The sequence below is a fragment of the Prochlorococcus sp. MIT 1303 genome, from assembly GCF_001631965.1.
GTDB lineage: Bacteria > Cyanobacteriota > Cyanobacteriia > PCC-6307 > Cyanobiaceae > Prochlorococcus > Prochlorococcus marinus_D.
In genome coordinates this window covers 40,451-59,861 of the sequence record NZ_LVHK01000038.1, presented here as the reverse complement: position 1 = coordinate 59,861, position 19,411 = coordinate 40,451, and the positions used below count along the sequence as shown (strand labels likewise).

22 protein-coding genes, 1 tRNA gene and 2 pseudogenes are annotated in these 19,411 nt (G+C 50.0%); 11 read left to right on the top strand and 14 right to left on the bottom strand.

All coding sequences use genetic code 11. The annotated features are described in order from the left end of the window. Positions 1-102: 102 nt before the first annotated feature. A pseudogene (locus PMIT1303_RS13765) lies at positions 103-552 on the bottom strand (DUF6790 family protein). 225 nt (positions 553-777) lie between these two features. Further along, complete coding sequence (locus tag PMIT1303_RS04695) at positions 778-1,263, bottom strand: N-acetyltransferase (protein ID WP_063397730.1); 486 nt, start codon at positions 1,261-1,263, stop codon at positions 778-780. A 62-nt stretch (positions 1,264-1,325) separates the two neighbouring features. Here PMIT1303_RS04695 and PMIT1303_RS04690 point away from each other — a divergent pair, with 62 nt between their 5' ends. Both PMIT1303_RS04690 and PMIT1303_RS04685 read left to right on the top strand, forming a co-directional pair. After that, positions 1,326-2,765, top strand: coding sequence for a glutamate decarboxylase (locus tag PMIT1303_RS04690; RefSeq protein ID WP_063397729.1), 1,440 nt, complete (start codon positions 1,326-1,328; stop codon positions 2,763-2,765). Then, positions 2,758-3,660 (top strand): hypothetical protein, encoded by a 903-nt coding sequence (locus PMIT1303_RS04685; RefSeq protein ID WP_231901321.1) that lies wholly within the window; start codon positions 2,758-2,760, stop codon positions 3,658-3,660. The genes PMIT1303_RS04690 and PMIT1303_RS04685 overlap by 8 nt, the downstream gene beginning before the upstream one ends. A gap of 178 nt (positions 3,661-3,838) precedes the next feature. Here the strand turns inward: PMIT1303_RS04685 and PMIT1303_RS04680 are convergent, their stop codons facing one another. Both PMIT1303_RS04680 and PMIT1303_RS04675 read right to left on the bottom strand, forming a co-directional pair. Then, a complete protein-coding gene (locus tag PMIT1303_RS04680) occupies positions 3,839-4,369 on the bottom strand; it encodes a DUF2808 domain-containing protein (RefSeq protein WP_063397728.1) in 531 nt (176 codons plus the stop codon). Continuing rightward, positions 4,369-5,622: a glutathione S-transferase family protein gene (locus PMIT1303_RS04675; protein WP_063397727.1), complete on the bottom strand. Its 1,254-nt coding sequence runs from the start codon at positions 5,620-5,622 to the stop codon at positions 4,369-4,371. The genes PMIT1303_RS04680 and PMIT1303_RS04675 overlap by 1 nt, the downstream gene beginning before the upstream one ends. A 265-nt stretch (positions 5,623-5,887) precedes the next feature. Here PMIT1303_RS04675 and gorA point away from each other — a divergent pair, with 265 nt between their 5' ends. Further along, positions 5,888-7,249, top strand: a complete 1,362-nt coding sequence (gene gorA, locus PMIT1303_RS04670) for a glutathione-disulfide reductase (protein ID WP_063397726.1) — start codon at positions 5,888-5,890, stop codon at positions 7,247-7,249. 210 nt (positions 7,250-7,459) lie between these two features. On the opposite strand, the gene PMIT1303_RS04665 is transcribed toward gorA, so the two are convergent. Continuing rightward, on the bottom strand, positions 7,460-8,569 hold the full coding sequence (locus PMIT1303_RS04665; RefSeq protein ID WP_063397725.1) for a calcium/sodium antiporter: 1,110 nt from the start codon (positions 8,567-8,569) through the stop codon (positions 7,460-7,462). A 413-nt stretch (positions 8,570-8,982) separates the two neighbouring features. Here PMIT1303_RS04665 and pyrC point away from each other — a divergent pair, with 413 nt between their 5' ends. Continuing rightward, positions 8,983-10,047: a dihydroorotase gene (gene pyrC / locus PMIT1303_RS04660; protein WP_063397758.1), complete on the top strand. Its 1,065-nt coding sequence runs from the start codon at positions 8,983-8,985 to the stop codon at positions 10,045-10,047. Between the two features lie 133 nt (positions 10,048-10,180). Here the strand turns inward: pyrC and PMIT1303_RS04655 are convergent. Beyond that, positions 10,181-10,266: transfer RNA gene (locus PMIT1303_RS04655), tRNA-Leu, on the bottom strand. Positions 10,267-10,373: 107 nt separating this feature from the next. Here PMIT1303_RS04655 and PMIT1303_RS04650 point away from each other — a divergent pair. The 3 genes from PMIT1303_RS04650 to trpA are packed head-to-tail and all read left to right on the top strand — an operon-like array spanning position 10,374 to position 11,805. Beyond that, the gene (locus PMIT1303_RS04650) at positions 10,374-10,580 is read left to right on the top strand and encodes an NAD(P)H-quinone oxidoreductase subunit L (protein WP_369818707.1); all 207 of its coding nucleotides are present in this window, start codon (positions 10,374-10,376) and stop codon (positions 10,578-10,580) included. Next, on the top strand, positions 10,561-10,932 hold the full coding sequence (locus PMIT1303_RS04645; RefSeq protein ID WP_369818705.1) for a DUF3007 family protein: 372 nt from the start codon (positions 10,561-10,563) through the stop codon (positions 10,930-10,932). The genes PMIT1303_RS04650 and PMIT1303_RS04645 overlap by 20 nt, the downstream gene beginning before the upstream one ends. A 45-nt stretch (positions 10,933-10,977) precedes the next feature. After that, the gene (trpA, locus tag PMIT1303_RS04640) at positions 10,978-11,805 is read left to right on the top strand and encodes a tryptophan synthase subunit alpha (RefSeq protein ID WP_041375164.1); all 828 of its coding nucleotides are present in this window, start codon (positions 10,978-10,980) and stop codon (positions 11,803-11,805) included. A 134-nt stretch (positions 11,806-11,939) separates the two neighbouring features. On the opposite strand, the gene PMIT1303_RS04635 is transcribed toward trpA, so the two are convergent. Then, complete coding sequence (locus tag PMIT1303_RS04635) at positions 11,940-12,311, bottom strand: AbrB family transcriptional regulator (RefSeq protein WP_063397723.1); 372 nt, start codon at positions 12,309-12,311, stop codon at positions 11,940-11,942. A gap of 102 nt (positions 12,312-12,413) precedes the next feature. Here PMIT1303_RS04635 and PMIT1303_RS04630 point away from each other — a divergent pair, with 102 nt between their 5' ends. After that, positions 12,414-12,683, top strand: a complete 270-nt coding sequence (locus PMIT1303_RS04630) for a YciI family protein (protein ID WP_011129842.1) — start codon at positions 12,414-12,416, stop codon at positions 12,681-12,683. On the opposite strand, the gene PMIT1303_RS04625 is transcribed toward PMIT1303_RS04630, so the two are convergent. Beyond that, the gene (locus tag PMIT1303_RS04625; protein ID WP_063397722.1) at positions 12,659-13,036 is read right to left on the bottom strand and encodes a c-type cytochrome; all 378 of its coding nucleotides are present in this window, start codon (positions 13,034-13,036) and stop codon (positions 12,659-12,661) included. The genes PMIT1303_RS04630 and PMIT1303_RS04625 overlap by 25 nt on opposite strands. Positions 13,037-13,387: 351 nt before the next feature. On the opposite strand from PMIT1303_RS04625, the pseudogene PMIT1303_RS12775 reads away from it, so the two are divergent. Then, positions 13,388-13,843, top strand: a pseudogene (locus tag PMIT1303_RS12775) (Nif11 domain/cupin domain-containing protein); the annotation flags it as partial. On the opposite strand, the gene PMIT1303_RS04615 reads toward PMIT1303_RS12775, so the two are convergent. From PMIT1303_RS04615 to PMIT1303_RS04595, 5 genes are all read right to left on the bottom strand, one after another. Beyond that, positions 13,806-14,357, bottom strand: coding sequence for a phosphate-starvation-inducible PsiE family protein (locus tag PMIT1303_RS04615; protein ID WP_063397720.1), 552 nt, complete (start codon positions 14,355-14,357; stop codon positions 13,806-13,808). The pseudogene PMIT1303_RS12775 and the gene PMIT1303_RS04615 overlap by 38 nt on opposite strands. Before the next feature lie 8 nt (positions 14,358-14,365). Then, positions 14,366-14,650, bottom strand: a complete 285-nt coding sequence (locus PMIT1303_RS04610) for a hypothetical protein (protein ID WP_063397719.1) — start codon at positions 14,648-14,650, stop codon at positions 14,366-14,368. 5 nt (positions 14,651-14,655) lie between these two features. Next, positions 14,656-14,973, bottom strand: coding sequence for a hypothetical protein (locus PMIT1303_RS04605; protein ID WP_011826450.1), 318 nt, complete (start codon positions 14,971-14,973; stop codon positions 14,656-14,658). Beyond that, positions 14,973-15,344 carry a YkvA family protein gene (locus PMIT1303_RS04600; RefSeq protein WP_011129836.1) on the bottom strand — a complete coding sequence of 124 codons (372 nt, stop codon included), beginning with the start codon at positions 15,342-15,344 and terminating at the stop codon, positions 14,973-14,975. Before PMIT1303_RS04600 ends, PMIT1303_RS04605 begins: the two co-directional genes overlap by 1 nt. A 110-nt stretch (positions 15,345-15,454) precedes the next feature. Further along, positions 15,455-16,381 carry an RNA polymerase sigma factor RpoD/SigA gene (locus PMIT1303_RS04595; RefSeq protein ID WP_063397718.1) on the bottom strand — a complete coding sequence of 309 codons (927 nt, stop codon included), beginning with the start codon at positions 16,379-16,381 and terminating at the stop codon, positions 15,455-15,457. A gap of 238 nt (positions 16,382-16,619) precedes the next feature. Between PMIT1303_RS04595 and PMIT1303_RS04590 the strand changes: the two genes are divergently transcribed. Both PMIT1303_RS04590 and PMIT1303_RS04585 read left to right on the top strand, forming a co-directional pair. Continuing rightward, positions 16,620-17,090 (top strand): DUF2214 family protein, encoded by a 471-nt coding sequence (locus PMIT1303_RS04590; protein ID WP_011826454.1) that lies wholly within the window; start codon positions 16,620-16,622, stop codon positions 17,088-17,090. A 5-nt stretch (positions 17,091-17,095) separates the two neighbouring features. Continuing rightward, entirely contained in the window at positions 17,096-17,728 is a 633-nt protein-coding gene (locus PMIT1303_RS04585) for a hypothetical protein (RefSeq protein WP_063397717.1), read from the top strand. A 47-nt stretch (positions 17,729-17,775) separates the two neighbouring features. On the opposite strand, the gene hisIE is transcribed toward PMIT1303_RS04585, so the two are convergent. Continuing rightward, positions 17,776-18,444: a bifunctional phosphoribosyl-AMP cyclohydrolase/phosphoribosyl-ATP diphosphatase HisIE gene (gene hisIE / locus PMIT1303_RS04580; protein ID WP_063397716.1), complete on the bottom strand. Its 669-nt coding sequence runs from the start codon at positions 18,442-18,444 to the stop codon at positions 17,776-17,778. Between the last annotated feature and the right edge of the window lie 967 nt (positions 18,445-19,411).

The following is a 19,411-nucleotide window of genomic DNA, read 5'->3' as shown; positions in this document are numbered from 1 at the left end:
GCTCAGCCACATCCTCATTCTCCTAGGATTAACAACGGGATGTCAGCAGTGTTCTGGAAGGGAGCGGAGCTTGCAACAACAAATCGAAAGTGTTTTTTGGGCTTAGCTCTTTAGTCGGGTGCGTTCTTCGCGACTTAGCCACAACAAGATCACCACCAGGATTGGCATTAAAAAGTCTGTAAACAAGATTGTTCCAACATTGGAGAGAGCATCATTGGACTGGACAACCAGCTAATAAACATGCCCGAGCCCATCGGCGAAAAACCAGCTGGCATAGGCAACGATCGAGGCCACCAAATAGTCACGGCTTCGCCGCCAGAAGCTACTCAAACCAAGGCCCTCAATGGTGAGATTGGCGAATGCCACTTCATTCTGGAATGGGCTATTAGGCCAGCCGATCTGCTCGGCGATGAACTGGCCAAACGCTATATGCATTGCGAATCCAGACAGTCCCCCTAGGCCCATGACCCAAAAGGCGATCCAGAGCAGGGTTGCTTCCGACCAGCGACTGACGTTCCAACTACGGCGAACCTGCAGGGCCCCGCATAGCAAAGCAATCAATGCGGTCTAAAGATCGATATGGCCAAAGATCAAACGGACCAAGTGATTCATCGGATCAATTATTGTCTTAAGGGTTTTTGAAAAGCATGTTGAGAGAATCTTTTAGAGGGATATAAGCCCAAAGAAGCAAACTTCTGCATTTCAAGATCGTTTACCAAGACTGCAACCGTCTATGGATTGATTGATCTGATAGCCATCGGTTTGATGGAACTCTTTTCAGCCAAGCTCCTTGGCGAAATGGTGAAACACAATGTTGAACCCTTGTTTTGCATAAAAGCGATGGGCCCCAAATCGCTCTAGGCCTGCATCTAGATGGATCTGTCTGCAACCCGCATCCATTGCGATCGCCTCCAAGTAGCGCAACATCTGAACTGCCAGACCCTGGCCCTGATAGGTGGAGTTGGTCACAAGATCTCCCAGATAGAAGTAGGTGCCAAGCGATAGGGAAGAAGCCAAGCGATATCCCGCCAGGACTGCCAATGAAGAGGGTTGCTTCTGATCAGTTGGATTGAGGTCTTGAAAAAGACCCAAAAGCACGTAGCCATGGTCATTGCGTTGCAGCCCAAGACGGCTGATGAAATCAGCTTTGCCGAGTTTCGGATGAAGGTGGCGGATCAGGCCATAGGCCTCGTTCAACTCCGAAGGGGTGTTGAGTTCATGGATCATCAACCGACTCAGTTGTTTGTTATTGCACCGTCCCATCTTGCAAGGCTTCCTTGCTCAAACAACGTCGTTAAGGTCAGACATAGACAGAAGAAAAAAGCATGGCCCTGCATCGTTCCAATCCCCTCTCCAACGATCTGGAAGAACATGCCATTGGGAAAACCGTTGATGCATTGGTCTCACCATTACCACGCGCGACTTTTCCGCAAGAGTGCCGTCCTGCATTGACAACATTTAATTTGCTCAAGGAGGAGTTATTGCTTGACGGCAACAGCAAACAAAATCTGGCCACCTTCTGTCAGACCTATGAAAGCCACCAGGTGGCTGATCTAATGGCCCTCGCGGTTGACAAGAACCTGATCGACAAGGACGAATATCCCCAAACCGCAGAGATTGAACGCCGTTGTGTTTCGATGATGGCTGATTTGTGGCACGCCCCCGGTGAAGCTGTGGGCTGCTCCACCATCGGTAGCAGTGAGGCCGCCATGCTGGGTGGCTTGGCTGCGAAATGGCGTTGGCGTGAACATCGCAAAGCGGCAGGTCAGTCGATCGATCGCCCCAACATGGTTTGCGGCAGTGTACAAATCTGCTGGACGAAATTTGCCCGCTACTGGGACGTTGAGTTGCGGGAGGTGGAGATGACCTCCGGCGAGCTCTGCATGTCTCCAGAACGAATGCTGAAGCAAGTGGATGAGAACACCATCGTTGTGGTGCCTACCCTGGGCGTCACTTATCACGGCCTGTATGAAGACGTACAAGCCATCAGTCAGGCCCTCGATGAGCTGCAACAGCGAAAAGGACTCGACATTCCTATCCATGTGGATGCAGCCAGCGGTGGCTTTCTTGCTCCTTTCTGTGCCCCTGATCTAGCTCCCTGGGATTTCCGTTTGCCGCGCGTGAAGTCAATCAACTCCTCTGGCCATAAGTTCGGCTTAGCTCCTCTGGGTGTGGGTTGGGTTCTTTGGCGTGAGTCCAGTGATCTACCGGAAGGATTGGTTTTCCATGTGAGTTACCTAGGAGGCGATATGCCAACGTTTCAGATCAACTTCTCGCGGCCAGCGGGGCAGGTGATCTCCCAGTACTACGACTTTGTCCGCCTAGGTCGCGATGGTTATCAAGCCATCCATGGAGCGAGCTATGCCAATGCTCAATATGTTGCTCAAGAACTCAAAAAGCTAGGCCCATTTGAGTTGATACACGATGGCAACCCAACGCGTGGCATCCCCACTGTGGTATGGAGATTGCGAGCCGGCCAAGAGCTTGGTTTTAACCTTTACGACCTCTCTGATCGACTGAGATTACGTGGTTGGCAAGTGCCAGCTTATCCATTCACAGGTGAGCTTGCTCATCAAGCCTTTCAGCGGATCTTGGTAAAACGCGATTTCTCACGTGAAATGGCTGATCTCCTACTTACCGACATCCGCAACGCCATAACTCATTTCGAGAGTCATCCTGTAAAGATCAGTCTTAACGCTACTGAAGCAGCGTCTACTAATCATCTCGGCCGTTCAATGGTTGAATGCCTTGATGCGCATGGATGATGCCCCCCCATTGGGGGCTTTGAATTTAAAGCGGGAGCATCCTCCAAACCTTCAGTCGCATTATTCGAGTCCATGGGGCACGACAGCTTGGCGGCAAGATGTTCCTGTTAGCGACAGACCCCATGATTTAGAAGCTCATTCACGTTGGGGGCTGTGGACAAGTCGTCGTCTGCGAAAAGGCCATGGACCGCTGGATCAAGGAAAGTATCGAGCCTTGGCTCCGAAGCATATGGTTCAAGCATTACTGCGTGGGAAAGACGTCCATCGTCTTGAAGTGAGAACGGCCGTGGCGTTCATCATTGGTCCGCTGTTGTTCGTTATTGGCAGTGTTTTGCTGATGAGCAAACTTGGCTCGGGTGCAGCGCTCTTGGCAATTGGCTCCGTTTTTTTTACGGCAGGAGGTTGGTTTCAGTTGGAACAGGCTTTGTTGGTGACCCGTGGTTTGCTCAATCGGAAGCAGCGCTGGGGCTGGTGTGGAATTTGGTGTGCGCTAACCCAAAGCATTGGCACCGTTCTTTTCAACATGGAGACATTTTCAAGCTGGGGGTTGCCTGCGCTGAATGGAACACCATGGCTAATGCTGGAGGTTGCTCCCAACATTCTCGGGTCCGTGCTGTTTGTTATTTCGGCGATCTTCGGTCTTCTTGAGGTAGGTCATGGCCGTCTCTTCGTCATACAGCCGCACCATCTTGGTTGGTGGGTGGCTGTTATGAATGCCCTCGGATGTCTGTGGTTTATGCAAGCAGCTATCGCTGCTATCCCTGTAGATTTATCCATAGCCGCTGTGCTTAATCCTCAGGTTGCGATCCGAGCAACCTTATTGGGAGCCTTAGCTTTTACTGCTGTAGGTGTGCTGAGCCTTGCCGAGTGTAGTGAGGATGAGGTTAAGAGCTAAAATTGCATTTAGGAGAGTCTTATCTCTTTGCTGATGATCAATAAAGCTTGTCTTACGACATACAAATCAACTCCTCACTAGAAAATCAAGGGAGTTTTACTTTGAAATAATAGGTTTCTATTTCCAGAATGCCCCTATTAAGAAAATCTTCGTGCTCATCTAAATATCCTATGGAGTTTCAGAATTGTCTTTGTGAGAAAACACTCATCTGTACAACTCCTACATCCTGGGGGATGGGATTAGGGCCCCAAGGGATAGCAGAAATCGAATACACGTACAGGCCTGCGGGTGGATTCGTCATCACATTGAAAGCCACAGTGACCTTGGATCCGGGTGGAACAGCTTCCTGAAAGTTGATAGCGATCGATCGATTGCCGTCCTCAAAATTGGCTGATGCCGGTACAGAGGATCCAACCTGACGTGGCATTCCTAAAAATGCCTTTGGTTGAATAGGACCATAATAGAAAGCAGGCTGGACACCTCGAATCTGTTTTAAGCTGATTCCGCCGAGACCAGCATCTGCTCCTTGTGGTAACTCGATCACGAAATAGAACTTTGCTCCACCTTCAAATGCATAGTTGCTGTAGTTAATTAATTTTGCCTTAGTCGGCACTGCCACAAAAGATGTCTGACCATTGATCTCAAGCGCTGGCGTATGGATTGGGAACAGCAAAAACGCCGCAGCCAATGCTGAAGGAATCAGTTGCATCAGCTCGTCAGGAAAGGCTTGGGATTCTGATCAAAGCGATCGTAAATCGGAATTGGAGCTCCCATCTCAGGGCTATCGAGCTGGGCTGTTTGTTCAAGGGCTTGGCGCAGCCGTCGAGCTGATAGCAGTGGCATGTCTCGCGGGACTGAGATGCGATCCCTGAGGTAGCGCAATCCTCTAGCACTACCAGGATCTGGTGAGCAAGAGGCCCCTAAAGCCATTCGTGTGAGCGTGGCCCTTAAGGGTTGATCGAAGCGAATAGCTCCAAGCGGGTTGAGTTCCAAAAGGCGTTGGTGATGCTTCAACACCCTTGACAGAGCAAAACCCTCGGGCCGCGTCTTTGAGTTATCGGGATCAGCCCAGCAGGTTTCCAATTCCGCAAGGCCTTCACCACAATCAATAGCTTCTGCCAGTTCTTGTTGTTTTGGATTAGGTGCAACCCAGCATCCACCCATCTGAGGCGGCAAGTCGTGGGCATGGGTATGGAAGTCACCCTGCGTACCTCGATACACCTCCAATTCTTCGAGGGCCTGAAACCACTTGTGGATGGCGGGATGTTCTTCCCGCAGGCTAAAACCTTTGTAATACGCCAATGAGGCATTCATCCTTTCGACATAGGGGATAAACACCACATCAGCGCTTCCTGGACATGGGCTGGTTGGTGTATTGCTAGCTGGATCCAGCCAAGGTCCTTGTTCTGCTGACAGCTGGTGTTCCATCATCCGAGCTTTGATCTGGAATTGTTCTCGGCAAGCCTGTTCCTGCCTCTGATTCAATCGAGCTGTGCAAAGCCACCGACACCAGGCTCCAAAAAGTTGCCGTTCCAGATCTCGCAACTTAAGGGTGCGCGGTTCCTCCAACTGATGACCTAGAGGACCAAATGCATGCTCTAGAGCTAACAAGATCTGATCACTTTCCATGATTAAGCGACCATCAAGCTCGAGGGCAGGAAGCATTCCTGAAGGCACTTTTTTCTTGAACCAGGCTTCCTTTTCCCCATAGCAGCGCATGGTGACTTTGCGAATCCTGTAGGGGATCTGCTTCCATTCGAGCCAAAGCCACACCTTCTGGCAGTAGGGGCACCAGGCGTGATGATCCCGATAAAGAGTGACCCTTAAAGCTTTTTCAGATTGCCCAAACAGGCGCAAGGTGGCTTGGGCATTGGTGGGGCCATTGATTCGATCAGCCTCCGGCACTGTTAGCTCTGCTAAGGCCTGCCAGTCAAGAGCTTTTGTCGACGCTGCAGGAGGCATAAATCCTTGATTTGAAGCCGCATCATCATGCCTGTTTCGAGTGCCTTTAGGTGCTTAGGCAAGAGGTTCTCGATTCAAATCAAATGACCAACCATTGATTTTGGATAAGCCAAGAGTGTCCGCCAATGCTCGATTGCAGAGAATCCATAACTCGTCGTTTTGAATGAGTCATGACAGGTTTACTGATCATTGTCGTCACGATCCCTGAGTAATCCTGGCGTTGCTTTCTTAAGGAGTTGACAATGGATGCAGTGATCCTCGTCTCTTGGAGCATCCTTTTGATCTGATCGTGCTTGGCGCTGGCTCTGGCGGACTAGCCGCTGCTAAGCGAGCCGCAAGCCATGGTGCCAAGGTCGCCATCGTTGAAGGTGACCGTGTTGGAGGGACCTGCGTCATTCGCGGCTGTGTACCGAAGAAGCTATTGGTCTACGGATCTCTTTATCGGGAACAGCTTGAAGTTGCCCCCAGTTTTGGAGTTGAGTTGAGTGATGCACGGATCAATGCGGGGGTGTTGCTAGCCAATGTGCGTCAGGAAGTGGATCGTCTCAATGCTCTTCACATTGACCTGCTAGCCAAAAACGGTGTTGAGCTTGTGACGGGATGGGGGAGTTTTACGAGCCCAAACAGCGTGGCTGTCTCAAGGAACGGAGCCATCGATGCTTCACAGGAACTTCACGGCGATCACATTCTGATCGCGGTCGGTGGGCGTCCCCATCGTCCTGATATCCCAGGTGCGGAGTTGGGCTGGGTTAGCGATGACATGTTCATGCAAAGCAGCTTCCCCGACCGAGTGGTGGTGGTGGGGGCTGGATTTATTGCCTGTGAATTTGCCTGCATCCTCCATGGCCTTGGCGTCGAGGTCATCCAACTGGTGCGAGGGGATCACTTGCTGCGTGGCTTTGATCGGGAGCTCTCCAGTGCAGTACAGGATGGAATGCAGGGGAAGGGCATTGATCTTCGTTTTGGAGAAAACCCAGCCGCTCTAAAAGGCCAACCTGGTGATCTCGTCTTATCAACCCAGAGTGGGGAACGCTTCTCTTGTGGGGGGGTTCTTCTTGCTACAGGACGACGACCCTTTTTGCAAGGACTCAACCTTGACGCTGCTGGGGTTGTTTTAGAAGGTCGACGTATTTCAGTGGATGCCAACCAATCCACAAATATCCCTCACATCTTTGCTGTTGGTGATGTAACAGACCGCATCAACCTCACCCCTGTGGCAATCGATGAGGGCAGGGCATTCGCCGACAGTGTTTTTGGACAGAAACCCCGCCAGGTCAATCATGACCTCGTTGCCAGTGCTGTCTTCAGCCAACCAGAGCTAGCCACAGTTGGGCTCACTGAAGAGCAGTCGATTGATCGCTATGGCAAAGATCAGGTCAAGGTCTACCGCGCCCGCTTCCGATCCATGGCTCAGGCCTTGCCAAAGCGAGGACCACGTTGTCTTCTCAAGTTAATTGTGGATCGCAACACTGATCGAATCCTTGGTTGTCACATGGTGGGGGAACATGCTGCCGAAATTATTCAGATGGCATCAATCGCACTAGCAATGGGTGCTACAAAGGCAGACTTTGATCGCACCATGGCATTACATCCCACGGTTTCTGAGGAGTTTGTCACCATGACTTAGGGAGTATTGCTGAAGATAAATTCCATACATCCTTTTAGTTGGTCAATTACGCCATTTGAGTGGTCCAGGCAAGGCCTTAGGGGATCTGCTACGGCTCGGCAAACAATGATCTTGGCGATGTATATGTTCTGATGTTCGTGTCACATGATATCGGTATCTTCGCATCAGTTGACTCGATTAGTCTCCATCTTCAGCAGGATGTTTGCTAGATCAATCAACACTATGAGTTATTCGTTCTCTGCGCAGTTGACGCCAATACAACAAGGCTTGAAGCACAATCATCACAAGAACAATCGGTAGAACAATGCAGAGCATTGTCAATCGAAATCCATCCTGCCAAGTGGGTAGGGTGCGGGGGAGAACTTGATCGATCACATAAAAAACGTAGAGCCCTACGAGGATCCCTCCTTCAAGCCGGCTAATTCGTCCCCTGGTCCAAAAAATTGGCATGCAGGCAAGCGTGGTGAGCACCATCACAGGTAGATCTCGCTCAATGATCAAGCGATCGACTTGCAGCCCAGCCCCACCAGAGATCAAGGCACAACTGCTCAGGACCAGAAGTTGATTGAGCAAGCTGCTGCCCACCACATTGCCAATCGCAAGATCTGTGCGGCCTCGTAGAGCAGCCACCAAAGATGTGAACAATTCCGGCATTGAGGTGCCAGCAGACACGATCGTGAGTCCGATGACGGTCTCACTCACTCCTAAGAGTGAAGCAGCATCGCTTGCCCCTTTAACCAGCTGGTTCGATCCGACGGTCAACAACAGGATGCCAATCAAAAGGCGGATACAAGCTTTGATCCAACCGCCATTGGCAGTTTCGCTATTGATCTGCGGCTCAGCCTCCTCCATTCCATCCGGTTCCTCCCGGGCCGTACGGATTTCCCATACAGAATTGATCACGAGAGCTATCAAGAGGGCTACTCCGGCCTGCCATGTCACACGACCTGATGAAGCCATTCCCCATACGGCTGCAGACACCGCTAGTAGCAGAGGAACATCACGTCGCACTAAACGACTCTCCACCCTGAGTGGCAGCACAAGGGCACTGCTGCCGAGCACCACCATCACATTAAAAATATTGCTACCAACCACATTGCTCACGGCCAGGGCATCGGAGCCCTTGAGCACTGAACTCACACTGACGAACAGCTCCGGGGCACATGTGCCCAAGGCCACCACAGTGAGACCGATCACAAGTTCAGGTATACCGAAGATCAGTGCAAGGGCGACGGAACCCTGCACAAACAGTTCTCCGCCCCCAAACAACAGGCCGATTCCTGCCAGCACTTGTAAAGCCGGTTCAAGGAATTGCGGCATGTGATCCGAACGGACTAAAGGGATTCTGCATCTGAACGCAAACCCTGACCCTCTCTCTCAAAAATCATGGTTGCTTGCGTAAGACGATCTTAAGGTTTTGGTCTTCATACTTGCAAGATTCGCTGTTGCTCAATCGAACCAACGCTGATTTTCAGATGTCTCTCTACTTAGAAAGCGTAACGCTGCAAAAATGCTTCTATCGATGATCTTGATTTTCGCTTCTTGCTCTTCTGCGCTGGCCAAGGCTCTCTCCTGAGAACACAATGTCATTGTCTGTCCTCAGGAATGACTGAGTCATAACGTCAAAAACATCATCTTTGGGAGCACTCCCTGAAAGGGTGTATCACAGCAAATTTATTTTTGGGTCTTGCTTCGGTGCTGAAATCTCTACACCTCATTCTGGGTTGATGGCTTTGGATTCTTTGCCCGACCAACTCATTTTGCGTCAACCGGATGACTGGCATGTCCATCTGAGGGATGGTGCCATGCTGCATGCGGTTCTCGGCAGCACAGCTCGGGTGTTTCGACGAGCAATCGTGATGCCCAATCTCAGGCCACCGATCACGAGTGTAGAAGCAGCAAAAACCTATCGCGACCAGATTTTGGCAGCCCTTCCTGATGGTGTTCCGTTTACGCCATTGATGACGGCCTACCTCAACGAGAGTTTGGCTCCAGATGTTTTAGAGCAAGGGCATCAACAGCATGTTTTCATCGCCGCCAAGCTTTATCCAGCCCATGCCACAACTAATTCCGAGCAGGGAGTCAGTGATCTAAGAGCGATTAACTCACTTCTAGAGACGATGGAGAAAATTGGGATGCCATTGCTCGTTCATGGTGAGGTGAGCGATGTCGATATCGACATTTTCGATAGAGAAGCCTTTTTTATTGAGCACCACCTGGCACCACTAATAGCGCGTTATCCAAATCTTCGTGTAGTGATGGAGCACATCACGACGCAAGAGGCAGTTCAGTTCGTGGAAACAGGTGGACCGAATTTGGCAGCCACTATCACTCCTCATCATTTACATATCAACCGCAATGCAATGTTCCTCGGTGGTTTTCGTAGTGATTTCTACTGCTTACCAGTAGCCAAGCGTGAACGCCATCGACTCGCCCTGCGTCGAGCAGCGACAAGTGGCAAACCATGCTTTTTCCTTGGCACTGATTCGGCACCACACCCTCGCTCTGCAAAGGAGAGTGCTTGTAGTTGTGGTGGCATTTTCAATGCTCATTATGCGATGGAAAGTTATGCCGAAGTCTTTGAGCAGGAAGGAGCACTTGATCGTCTTGAGGCCTTCTCCAGTGAATACGGTCCAGCTTTCTATGGCTTGCCCCTCAATAACACCTCAATCAAACTGATACGACGAGCTCATGTTGTACCAGCTACTTTTAGCGGACAAACGAACGCAGATTCTTCCGAACACTTAGTTCCATTTCATGCTGGCGAACTGTTGGGCTGGTCTGTTTCGGTTGATTGATAAAGCACGCATCGGAGCGCATTAATTGCACCATTGCTCGACCTGGCAATCAAGGATCCGATTGGGGTCTGGCTAGCAACTTGAATCTCTACACAAATGGGGAAAATATTTGGCTCGTTGCCATGATCACCAGTGGGGGCAGGGGGACTTGAACCCCCACGTCCTTTTCAGGACAAGCGATTTTAAGTCGCTTGCGTCTACCAATTCCGCCATGCCCCCGGCAATGGCTGGGCCAAGGCCCGCAATGGCATCCTAGATTTACACGAAGCAGTTTGCTGACAGTGTTTCTACAGGCCGTCACCAGTCCAATCTCGATCAACTCGCTGATGGTGCTCGCTGCCTATGCCTTGTTAGGCGGCCTCTATTTGATTGTTGTCCCTTTGCTCCTCTATTCCTGGATGAACAGACGGTGGCACTGTATGGGCAAATTCGAGCGTCTAAGCGCCTACGGAATGGTGTTCCTATTCTTTCCCGGTTTAATTCTATTCGCGCCTTTTTTGAATCTTCGCCTTAATGGTCAAAGAGAGGTTTGAACATATGACGCGTGCCAAGGTCATTCAGCTGGGCTTTCTTGTTTTGATACTCGGGGGCATCGCTTACAGTGTATTGAGATTTGCTGGCCTGGATAGTATTTCTGCCGGTATCGCTGCTCAATCACTTCTTGTTGTGGTTGTTGTCGCATGGACGGGATCATATCTACTTCGAGTGGTTTCAGGGAATATGACCTTCATGCAGCAACGGCGACGTTATCAACAGGCCTATGAAAATCTATCAGCTGCTGAACTTCAGACTCGCTTCGATGCATTACCTGATGCTGAGAAAGTTTCCTTACTGAAGGATATTGAGGATGAAAATCCTAAGCCACAAGCCCCCTCTGACCCATAGGTTCTAGGGCGTTTGCCCCCCTCACGCCTTCTTCTAATGATTGCTATGGCAGATTTCTTGGCACCTAAATCCAATACACAAGCCACAATCAGCAGTCGCTTCCAACGAGTACAAGCTGAGGGACGCCTTGCACTCATGCCTTTCCTAATGGCTGGTGATCCTGATCTGGCAACCACTGCTGAGGTATTGCTCAGCCTGGAGCAATCTGGCGCGGACATGATCGAGCTGGGCATTCCCTATAGCGATCCTCTCGCCGATGGTCCGGTGATTCAGGCAGCTGCTTCTCGAGCACTGGCTTCTGGTACGACACCAGCTCGGGTCTTGCAGATGTTGATTGACTTGCGGGGCAAACTTTCCATTCCTGTGATCCTGTTCACCTACACCAATCCATTGTTCAACCGGGGCATGGAGCGTTTCTGTGATGAAGCGGCTGAGGCTGGAGTTGCCGGTCTTGTGGTCCCAGATCTTCCACTTGAGGAAGCTGAGCGTCTTTCTCCCTTGGCTTCTGCTCGTGGACTTGATCTGGTTCTTCTGGTGGCTCCTACTACACCTGCGGAGCGTATGGCAAGGATTGCAGAAAGCAGCAGGGGATTTACCTATTTAGTAAGCGTGACGGGAGTTACTGGAGAACGTTCTGTCATGGAGGAACGTGTTGAATCCTTGGTGCAGCAACTCAAATTGTCCGGCTCCAATCCTGTAGCAGTCGGATTTGGAATTTCTGGGCCTCAGCAAGTACGGCAGGTGCGAAGTTGGGGTGCTGATGGAGCCATTGTTGGCAGTGCTCTAGTGAAACGAATGGCTGCTGCGGCTCCTGGATTTGTTGCTCAAGAAGCGGGTCTTTTCTGCAAGGAGCTGCGCAACGCTGCTGGATGAGTTTTAACTTGGTCATATCTATCATCCTGCCTTAAGACATCAACAAAAAAAGCCCTGGAAGATTTCCAGGGCTTGCGTGATTCAAATGAGGTTGGAACGATCTTCTCTGAATCTCCCTTAGCTCAAAATATGAATCAATCTTCGTCTTCGTCGCTTCCTCCAGCGGGAACTAGGCGAATCTGCTTGCGTCCAAGCTTGATTTCAAACTCATCACCAGGCTTGAGATCAAGTAAGGCTGTATAGGCCTTGCCAATCAATAGATTGCCATTGCCCTGAACAGTAGCTACATAGCTAAGCTTGCGTCCACCCTTACCGATACCTGCAACACCAGTTATTCCAAGGCTTACACCTTTAGCTTCTAGTAGAGCTTCGTAGAAAGCAGTGAAATTAAGGCGTTCTCCACCATCCTTCTTCGTGGAGACATAGCCACAGGCGCGAACAAGATCGGATTTGCTGACATCACCCAGGTCTTTGACTTTCGTGAGGAGGTCGCTGCCGGTGAGCATGATTTGTAAAACGGAAATCTACTTCAACAACATAGCGTTTAGTTACCCATTTGTGCCATCCTTTAAGAGACAAATTTTAGCGATGAGTTTTACGCTGCAGACATGGCACGATTTGTTCTTTGGGGTACTTACTGCGAGAACGCACTTGAAAAGCGAAGCCCTTTTCGTGAAGAACACCTCAATAGGCTTACCACTCTTAAGAAACAGGGCATTCTGATCACTCTTGGTCCAACAGAAGGGAGCACTCATGTTTTTGGGATTTTCGAAGCCGCAAGTCTTGATGTTGTTAGGAAGCTTCTAGAGCAAGACGTTTACTGGAAGGAAGGAATATGGACCTCTCTTGAGGTTTACCCTTGGGTCCAAGCATTCTGAGCTTGAGCCCATATCCAGGCCGCCACGAGCTGATCTCCACTATCGCCGAGAACATCCTCATAGCCAGACATTTGCCCGATTCCTTCTCGAGCCACTCTGGCGATTGCTTGAGGATTATCTAGACCATTGCGCTCTAGTGCTTTGAGCCTAAGGGTTTTGTTACGTCGAATGATATTGCCACCATTTACATGACACCCTGAACAGTGTTGCTTGAATAACGATCCTCCAGCATCGGCATCCAATGCAATGGTGCCAATAGGATGGATCAAGAGTGTAGAGATCAGGATTAATAATCCTGCAGTTTGGCCCCCAAGTTCAAATACAAATCGCCTCAGACGAATCTGTAGGTTCATGCAATCATCAGCAGTAACGCCTCAGTCTGCCGTAGGGATCTGTTGTGATCTGCTGATACCGCTTTAACAGTTGCGCATGAGCTTGGCATCCTCGTGAAAGAGAGGACTGGGCTATCACAAAGGCCTAGAGTAGGTCTTGAGCCGAATCAACTGCTGTTCACTGCTCTCATAGGCTGGCTGATGTAAGGCATGGAAATAGGTTGTGAATCCTGTTCAAAGGTTTTCACGGTTGAGTATTTCTATGCGTGTTGTGATGATCAAAGCGGATGAGGCAACCAAAAAAAATTTCGCTGATGCCTTGAACAATTTGTTGTCAGCATCATTAGTTGGAAATGTATTCTGGAGAAGTGGATGGCAGAACAGGATCTCTACCGATTCCTCGACAAGGTGCAACAGCTTCAAAAAATGATTCAGTCGCTAGAAACTGTCCCTGGCCGACGAGAGCTGCTAGCCGCTTGTGGAGATCACAACCAAGTTGTGAAGTTAGCTCGATCTTGGGGCTTCGAGATTGGACGCCGTTGGGGTGAACTTGAGCCTGTCGAGCAGCTTTCTTCCGATGCCAATCTACTAACGCGGCCATTACCTCCACAAGGACAGGAAGAACAGCATCTTCTCCACGCTGGTTCAAATTGGCGCCTAGAACTAATTCTCTCTTGTGCTGCATCTAGTCCAGAGGGATTCTGGTATGACCAGACTGATCACGAATGGATTGTGCTAATGAAGGGGAGTGCACGAATGCAACTGAAAGATCCCGATGCGTGGGTTGATCTCAGCGTTGGAGATCACCTGCATTTGGCACCTCACCGTCTGCATCGACTGGAACGAACTGATCCTCATCCTGGGACAATTTGGTTGGCTTTGTTCTGGAACGAGCAGAAAGGGCCGGATCAATTGTCGCTCTCTTAACCAGCCAATAAGCCCCGGCCAAAGCAATCGAGGCAATCCCCAGTCCAGCCAGTAACTGAGGTTTATCATCAGATCCTGGTGGCAACACGATCACTTTGCGCGCCACGGCTGTCAGCGCTGTAACAAGCACCAGCTCAATCTGTACCACGTGGCGGCGGAGATAACTGGTGACGTTCTGAAGCACTTCAAGAGCAATCAGCACAGTTAACAGATCACCAAGAACCTTGATTAAGTCATCCCCAAGCCAGCTCTGCTGTGAATCAACGAACAATTCATTGCCAACATTCACGATGAGCTGTATCAATGCCGCAATGATCACAACAACGGTGATCACTGTGAGAACCTTGACAATTACTCTTTCTCCCCAATCCACTAGATTGAGGAAAGAAGGCGTTGCCCGCTTGAGACGGCGCAAGGCGGATCTCAGTTATTGAACGGATTGTAGGAAGGCCGAGCCGGGGTATCGCCGCTGGGATTTTCAATCTTGGTATCGCAGGTAATGGATCCATCCGCCTCTTCAATGCAGTTGTTGGGCACGACTTTGCTGTTCTCACCTGTACTGCTGTTCGGTCCAAGTAGCCAACCCTCCGACTGTGCCTGCAGGCTTAGAGGAGCAGCTAATTGCAGACTGGCAGTCATTCCTAGGCAAGTCACAAGTAAGGGCAAACGCATGATGAAACAGTCATTCAGATCCACTTTGCCTGTCATCTGGTTCAGCTGCCGCAGTCGTCGCGGATTTCTTGCAGAAGTAGGTCTAGTTGGCTGAAAGGATCGGCATCTTTTTGGTTGTTGGATGGAGATGATGCATTCGTTCCAACCCATTCCGCTTCAATTTCACATAGACGTGCCGCCACCCGTGGTATTCCTCCCAGGCGATGTTCACGTTCCAAGACCTCAAGCAAGGCTGGCATGCGAGTCGATACAGCCTGAAGGCTTCGACGCAGATCTGCCTGGGTACGTCCCTGCTGCTTCAACCAATCCTTCAGCAGGAGGGTCAGCTCATCTTCAACTTGACCAGACCATCCTGACATCAGCCGCCAACTGGAAACCACCGATCTAGTTTGCGTCGGGCACGGTCACGAATCTGGGGGGTCATGTGATTGCTCCATAGGCCTACGACTGCGGTAAGTGCAACAAGGTCATCACTAAATCCTGCAACAGGGATCAAATCTGGCACCAAATCAATGGGCATGATGAGGTAGGTCAGTGCAGCGAGCATGGTGAGTCTGGCCTGTGCAGGTGTTGATGCATCCAGGAGCATTTCCAAAGCTTCTAAAGCCGGCCTTGCAAGGCTTCGCCCAGCCTGACGCAACACCTTTTGAAACAGACTCTGATCAATAACGGAACTTTCAAGCACCGTTGCATCGACGGTGGTGTGAGTTGCGGTGGCCTCATCAACCATGGCTTGTCGGCGCCGATGTCATTCCATTTTTACCAGATTTATGGGTATTCATAAGATGAGCACCGCCCCTTCTCGGGGCGGATTTCCTACTTTTCAGTGAGGTTTATCGCTTAAAGGGTGCTGTCTACCAAACCACTCTGAATTCCTGCTTTGCGAAGTTTTCGCAGTGCCCTTTGTACTACCTGCCTGCAGTATTCGCGACTGCAACTCATATGTCGTGCAACTTCCGCGAGGGTGCGCCATTCATGAGATCCGTCGAGGCCAAAACGAAGTGTGACCACCATCCGTTCTTTAGGAGTGAGGTTCGCACGATTGAGCAAAGTCCATACCGATGCAGTTCTTTCCGCCATTTCGGCACGCTCCATAGGAGGGATCTCTTCGCTGGGAAGGACATCCGCAAGTTCTGAAGGATCGGATTTTGACTTCACAACTCCTTGAAGGCTCACTGTCACACTGCGTAATTCACAAGCGAGCAGATCTTCCACTTCGGCCATCGGCAGTCGCATGGTTTTTGCCAATTGCTCAGCAGTGGGAGGCAAGCCGTTGTGCTGCATCAGTCTTGACTTTGCTGCCCTTAATTTGGTTAGCTTCTCATTCACATTGACGGGAATTCGTATCGTCCTGCTCTGGGTCGATAGTGCCCGGTTAAGCCCCTGGCGAATCCACCAATAGGCATAGGTCGAAAATCTATGGCCACGGGTTGGGTCATATTTCTCCACTGCTCTGGTAAGTCCAAGCGTGCCTTCTTGAATCAGATCGAGAAGATCAAGACCCTTGCCCTGGTAGCGCTTGGCAAGATTCACTACAAGTCTTAAATTAGCAGTGATCATCTGATTCTTGGCTTTTTCACCACGACGAATGGTGAGGCGCTGATCATCTGAGTATTCGCATTCGGGCCCTGCTCCACCAGCAAGATGGCAGCGGTCAGTAAGCGCAACCATGGCCTGAACCTTCCGACCCATTGTCAGTTCCTGTTCAGGTGTCAGAAGTTGATGTCGCCCGATCTCCCCAAGATAGGCACTTAAAGAACTCACCATCTGGAACTCAACTCTTAATTGAACCTAGAGCCAAAGTGTTTCCATCCTGACTGCGTAAGGAAGAGTACGGAATTAACTTTTTATGCGTTATTAAACAGTTTCTTCAGGATGTCGTGTTGCTTTGATTGATGCAGACCCCCCTCACCCTCTTCTTCTATTGAGATAGCCGTTCATTGAGCTTGATGTCGCTAGCGTCAAAACGAATTTCATTCATCCCATCCACTTGGGAGTCTTCCTCATGCCTGAGATTGTCAACAATGCTGGAATTGCCTACGTCCACTACCTGAGCTTCATGGTTTGCTTTGCTGCCTTGGTGCTTGAGCGAAAGCTGTTGAAGGCTTCCCCAAATCGTGGAGAAGCCACGGCCATGGTAATCACGGACATCGTTTATGGCGTAGCAGGCTTGGCGCTATTGATCAGCGGCATTCTGCGGGTGTTGTATTTCGGCCAAGGAAGTGACTTTTATACTCAAAACCCTTTGTTCTGGTGGAAGGTAGGAGTCTTTATTGTTGCGGGGACTCTTTCGCTTTATCCAACTGTCACCTATATCCTCTGGGCTATTCCACTGCGCAAGGGAGAACTGCCTGAAGTGAGTTCCTCGTTAGTGACTCGCCTCGGTTGGTTCATCAACATCGAAATCATTGGATTTGCATTCATTCCCCTTTTGGCAACCCTGATGGCCCGCGGCGTCGGCCTTCCTTCTCAATAATCCAAATGGTTCCAGATCCCTGTCCACCAGCGCAAGACGTGCGTGTTTTAAATGGTGGGCTCCAATTACCCGAGTCCAGAAATGGGCTCGGGTATGTCGACAAATTAGCGACCACCAGTTTTGGTTATCCGAGCTTGCCTCATTGGTGTGTATGGATTGAACCAAACCCCAAAGGCTCTGTTGCGGGCCATCGCTGGTTAAAGCGATGGGCCAATGCTGTGGATGCTGCATTCAATAGCTGGTCTGAAGTGATTCCACTAACGAAGGTCGCTGAGATTGAACGCGCTCATGTGATGGTGTTTAGGAAACGCCCTCCGCTGCGACAGCTCCCCTCGGGTTGGCGTGCCAGCAATGGCCGCAGTCTGCTGACGATCATTGAGGCTCGACGCAAAAAAGCAACCCAACTTGAGCCAAAAGTGAAGGTCATGGTTTCACCAGAACTAAGAGCGCCTGTCCTTCAAGCGACAGCCTTGCATGAGCTAGGTCATGCTTTTGGCCTATGGGGGCACAGTGATCATGCTGGCGATGTCATGGCCGTATCCCAGGGGGCATTGCCTGTCTTGACTGTTTCCAAAAGAGATCGGCTCACACTTGAGTGGATCCGTTCACAATCCACCAACTTTGGGCAACCACGTTGATAGGAATTTCACTAAAAAGAATCACTCAATCAGCCACAGTTCAGCATTCAATTTCGACGCGGTGCTCCACGTCTATTAGCGAGCACCTCAAGCACATCTCTCCACTTCACACCATGGTGGGCAAGAGCGACTTGCAGATGAAAGAGAAGATCAGCCGCTTCATTAGCAATTGCCTTCTCATCGTCGTCTTTGCAAGCCATCACAAATTCCGCACTCTCCTCACCAATTTTTTTGAGGATGCGATTGTCTCCACCTTCTAAAAGCTTGTTTGTATAACTGTTGGCTTCAGGTGTGGTGTGGCGTTGATCAATCACCCGAAAAAGTTCACTGCATGCATCCATCGGTGGTGGAAGAGTGAGTGAGTCTCCCTGCGAATGCTGGTTTACCTCTGCGAAGAAACAGCTTCGGGCTCCGGTATGACAACTGACCAAACCGGTTTGTTCGATACTGAGTAAAAGCACATCAGCATCGCAGTCATAACGAATTCCCTTAAGGATCTGCGTATGACCGCTCGTGGCACCTTTATGCCAAAGCTCCTGACGCGAGCGGCTCCAGTAATGAACTTGGCCACTCTTTAATGTTTGCTCTAGGGCAGTGCGATTCATCCAGGCCATCATCAGAACGGCTCCATCAAGCCAGTCTTGGGAGATCGCTGGAATCAAACCAATATCGTCAAAACAAAGTTGGTCGATGAAGGCGGGGCTGAGGGGTTGCATTCGTCCTCAAGGAGCGCAGGAGCGGCCGTGCAATCATCCCTCAGCACCAAACTAGTCATCAACTGCTTCGCTCTCGCATGATCCGCCCCTCCTAAGGCCTTTTAACCTGGAAGCGGATGGAGCAGTGCATCAGCATCTCGAATGCTATGGGTGCTGATTAGAAATTTCCCCCCTAGCCATGGCGAGGGGAGGATCAACAGACACCAGAGACATCAAGGGGTGATGGGTGGGCTTACGGACTGATAAGAGCCACTCAAAGCATTCAGTCTCAGTATCAAGCAGATGGCTTGTCTCAGGCTCAGATAGAAGGGGAAGCTTCCAAATACTGATAAGTTGAATTTCAATGGCTATATCATCGATAAAGCTCTGAACAGACACCTTTCCGATTTTATTTCTACTGGTGTATAGAAACAAGCTACATCGATCTTTAACTAGCAGCAGGTTCAAGCAAATAAATTCAATCAATTCTTGCTCTCTTCTTAGATCTGAGCAATTCAATTCTCCAGATTTAGTACCTGCCAGTTCTCACATCTCCTTTGTCACCAGGCAACGCCATCCAAGATATTGCCACCAATCACAGATCTAATCTTGTCAAAAGGAGCCTGACCTGGGTTTCCGCTGAAAAGAACTTGCCAATTGCGGAAAACATCAAATATCACGCTTCTTCTTGCACTCGGACTGGAGGCACCAACTTGAAAACCTTGACCAGAAATCAATGGATACCCGCAATCATGCCGAAATGTTGCCTGAAGATTTTTTGTTCAATTAGATATACTTTTGCAAATGAGTTGATGATCAAACCCAAGAGCCTTGAATCTAAATCATAGAATTCAGATGAGTCTTTAGATCTTGCCTCTAGATTACCTTCCCCTAGGCAACTCCCTTCAATGGAAAGCATTACATGCATTGCCTTGAAGATTGGCTTCTATTTGAACATGGTTTTGTTCGTCGCTTAAGCTGATCCGTA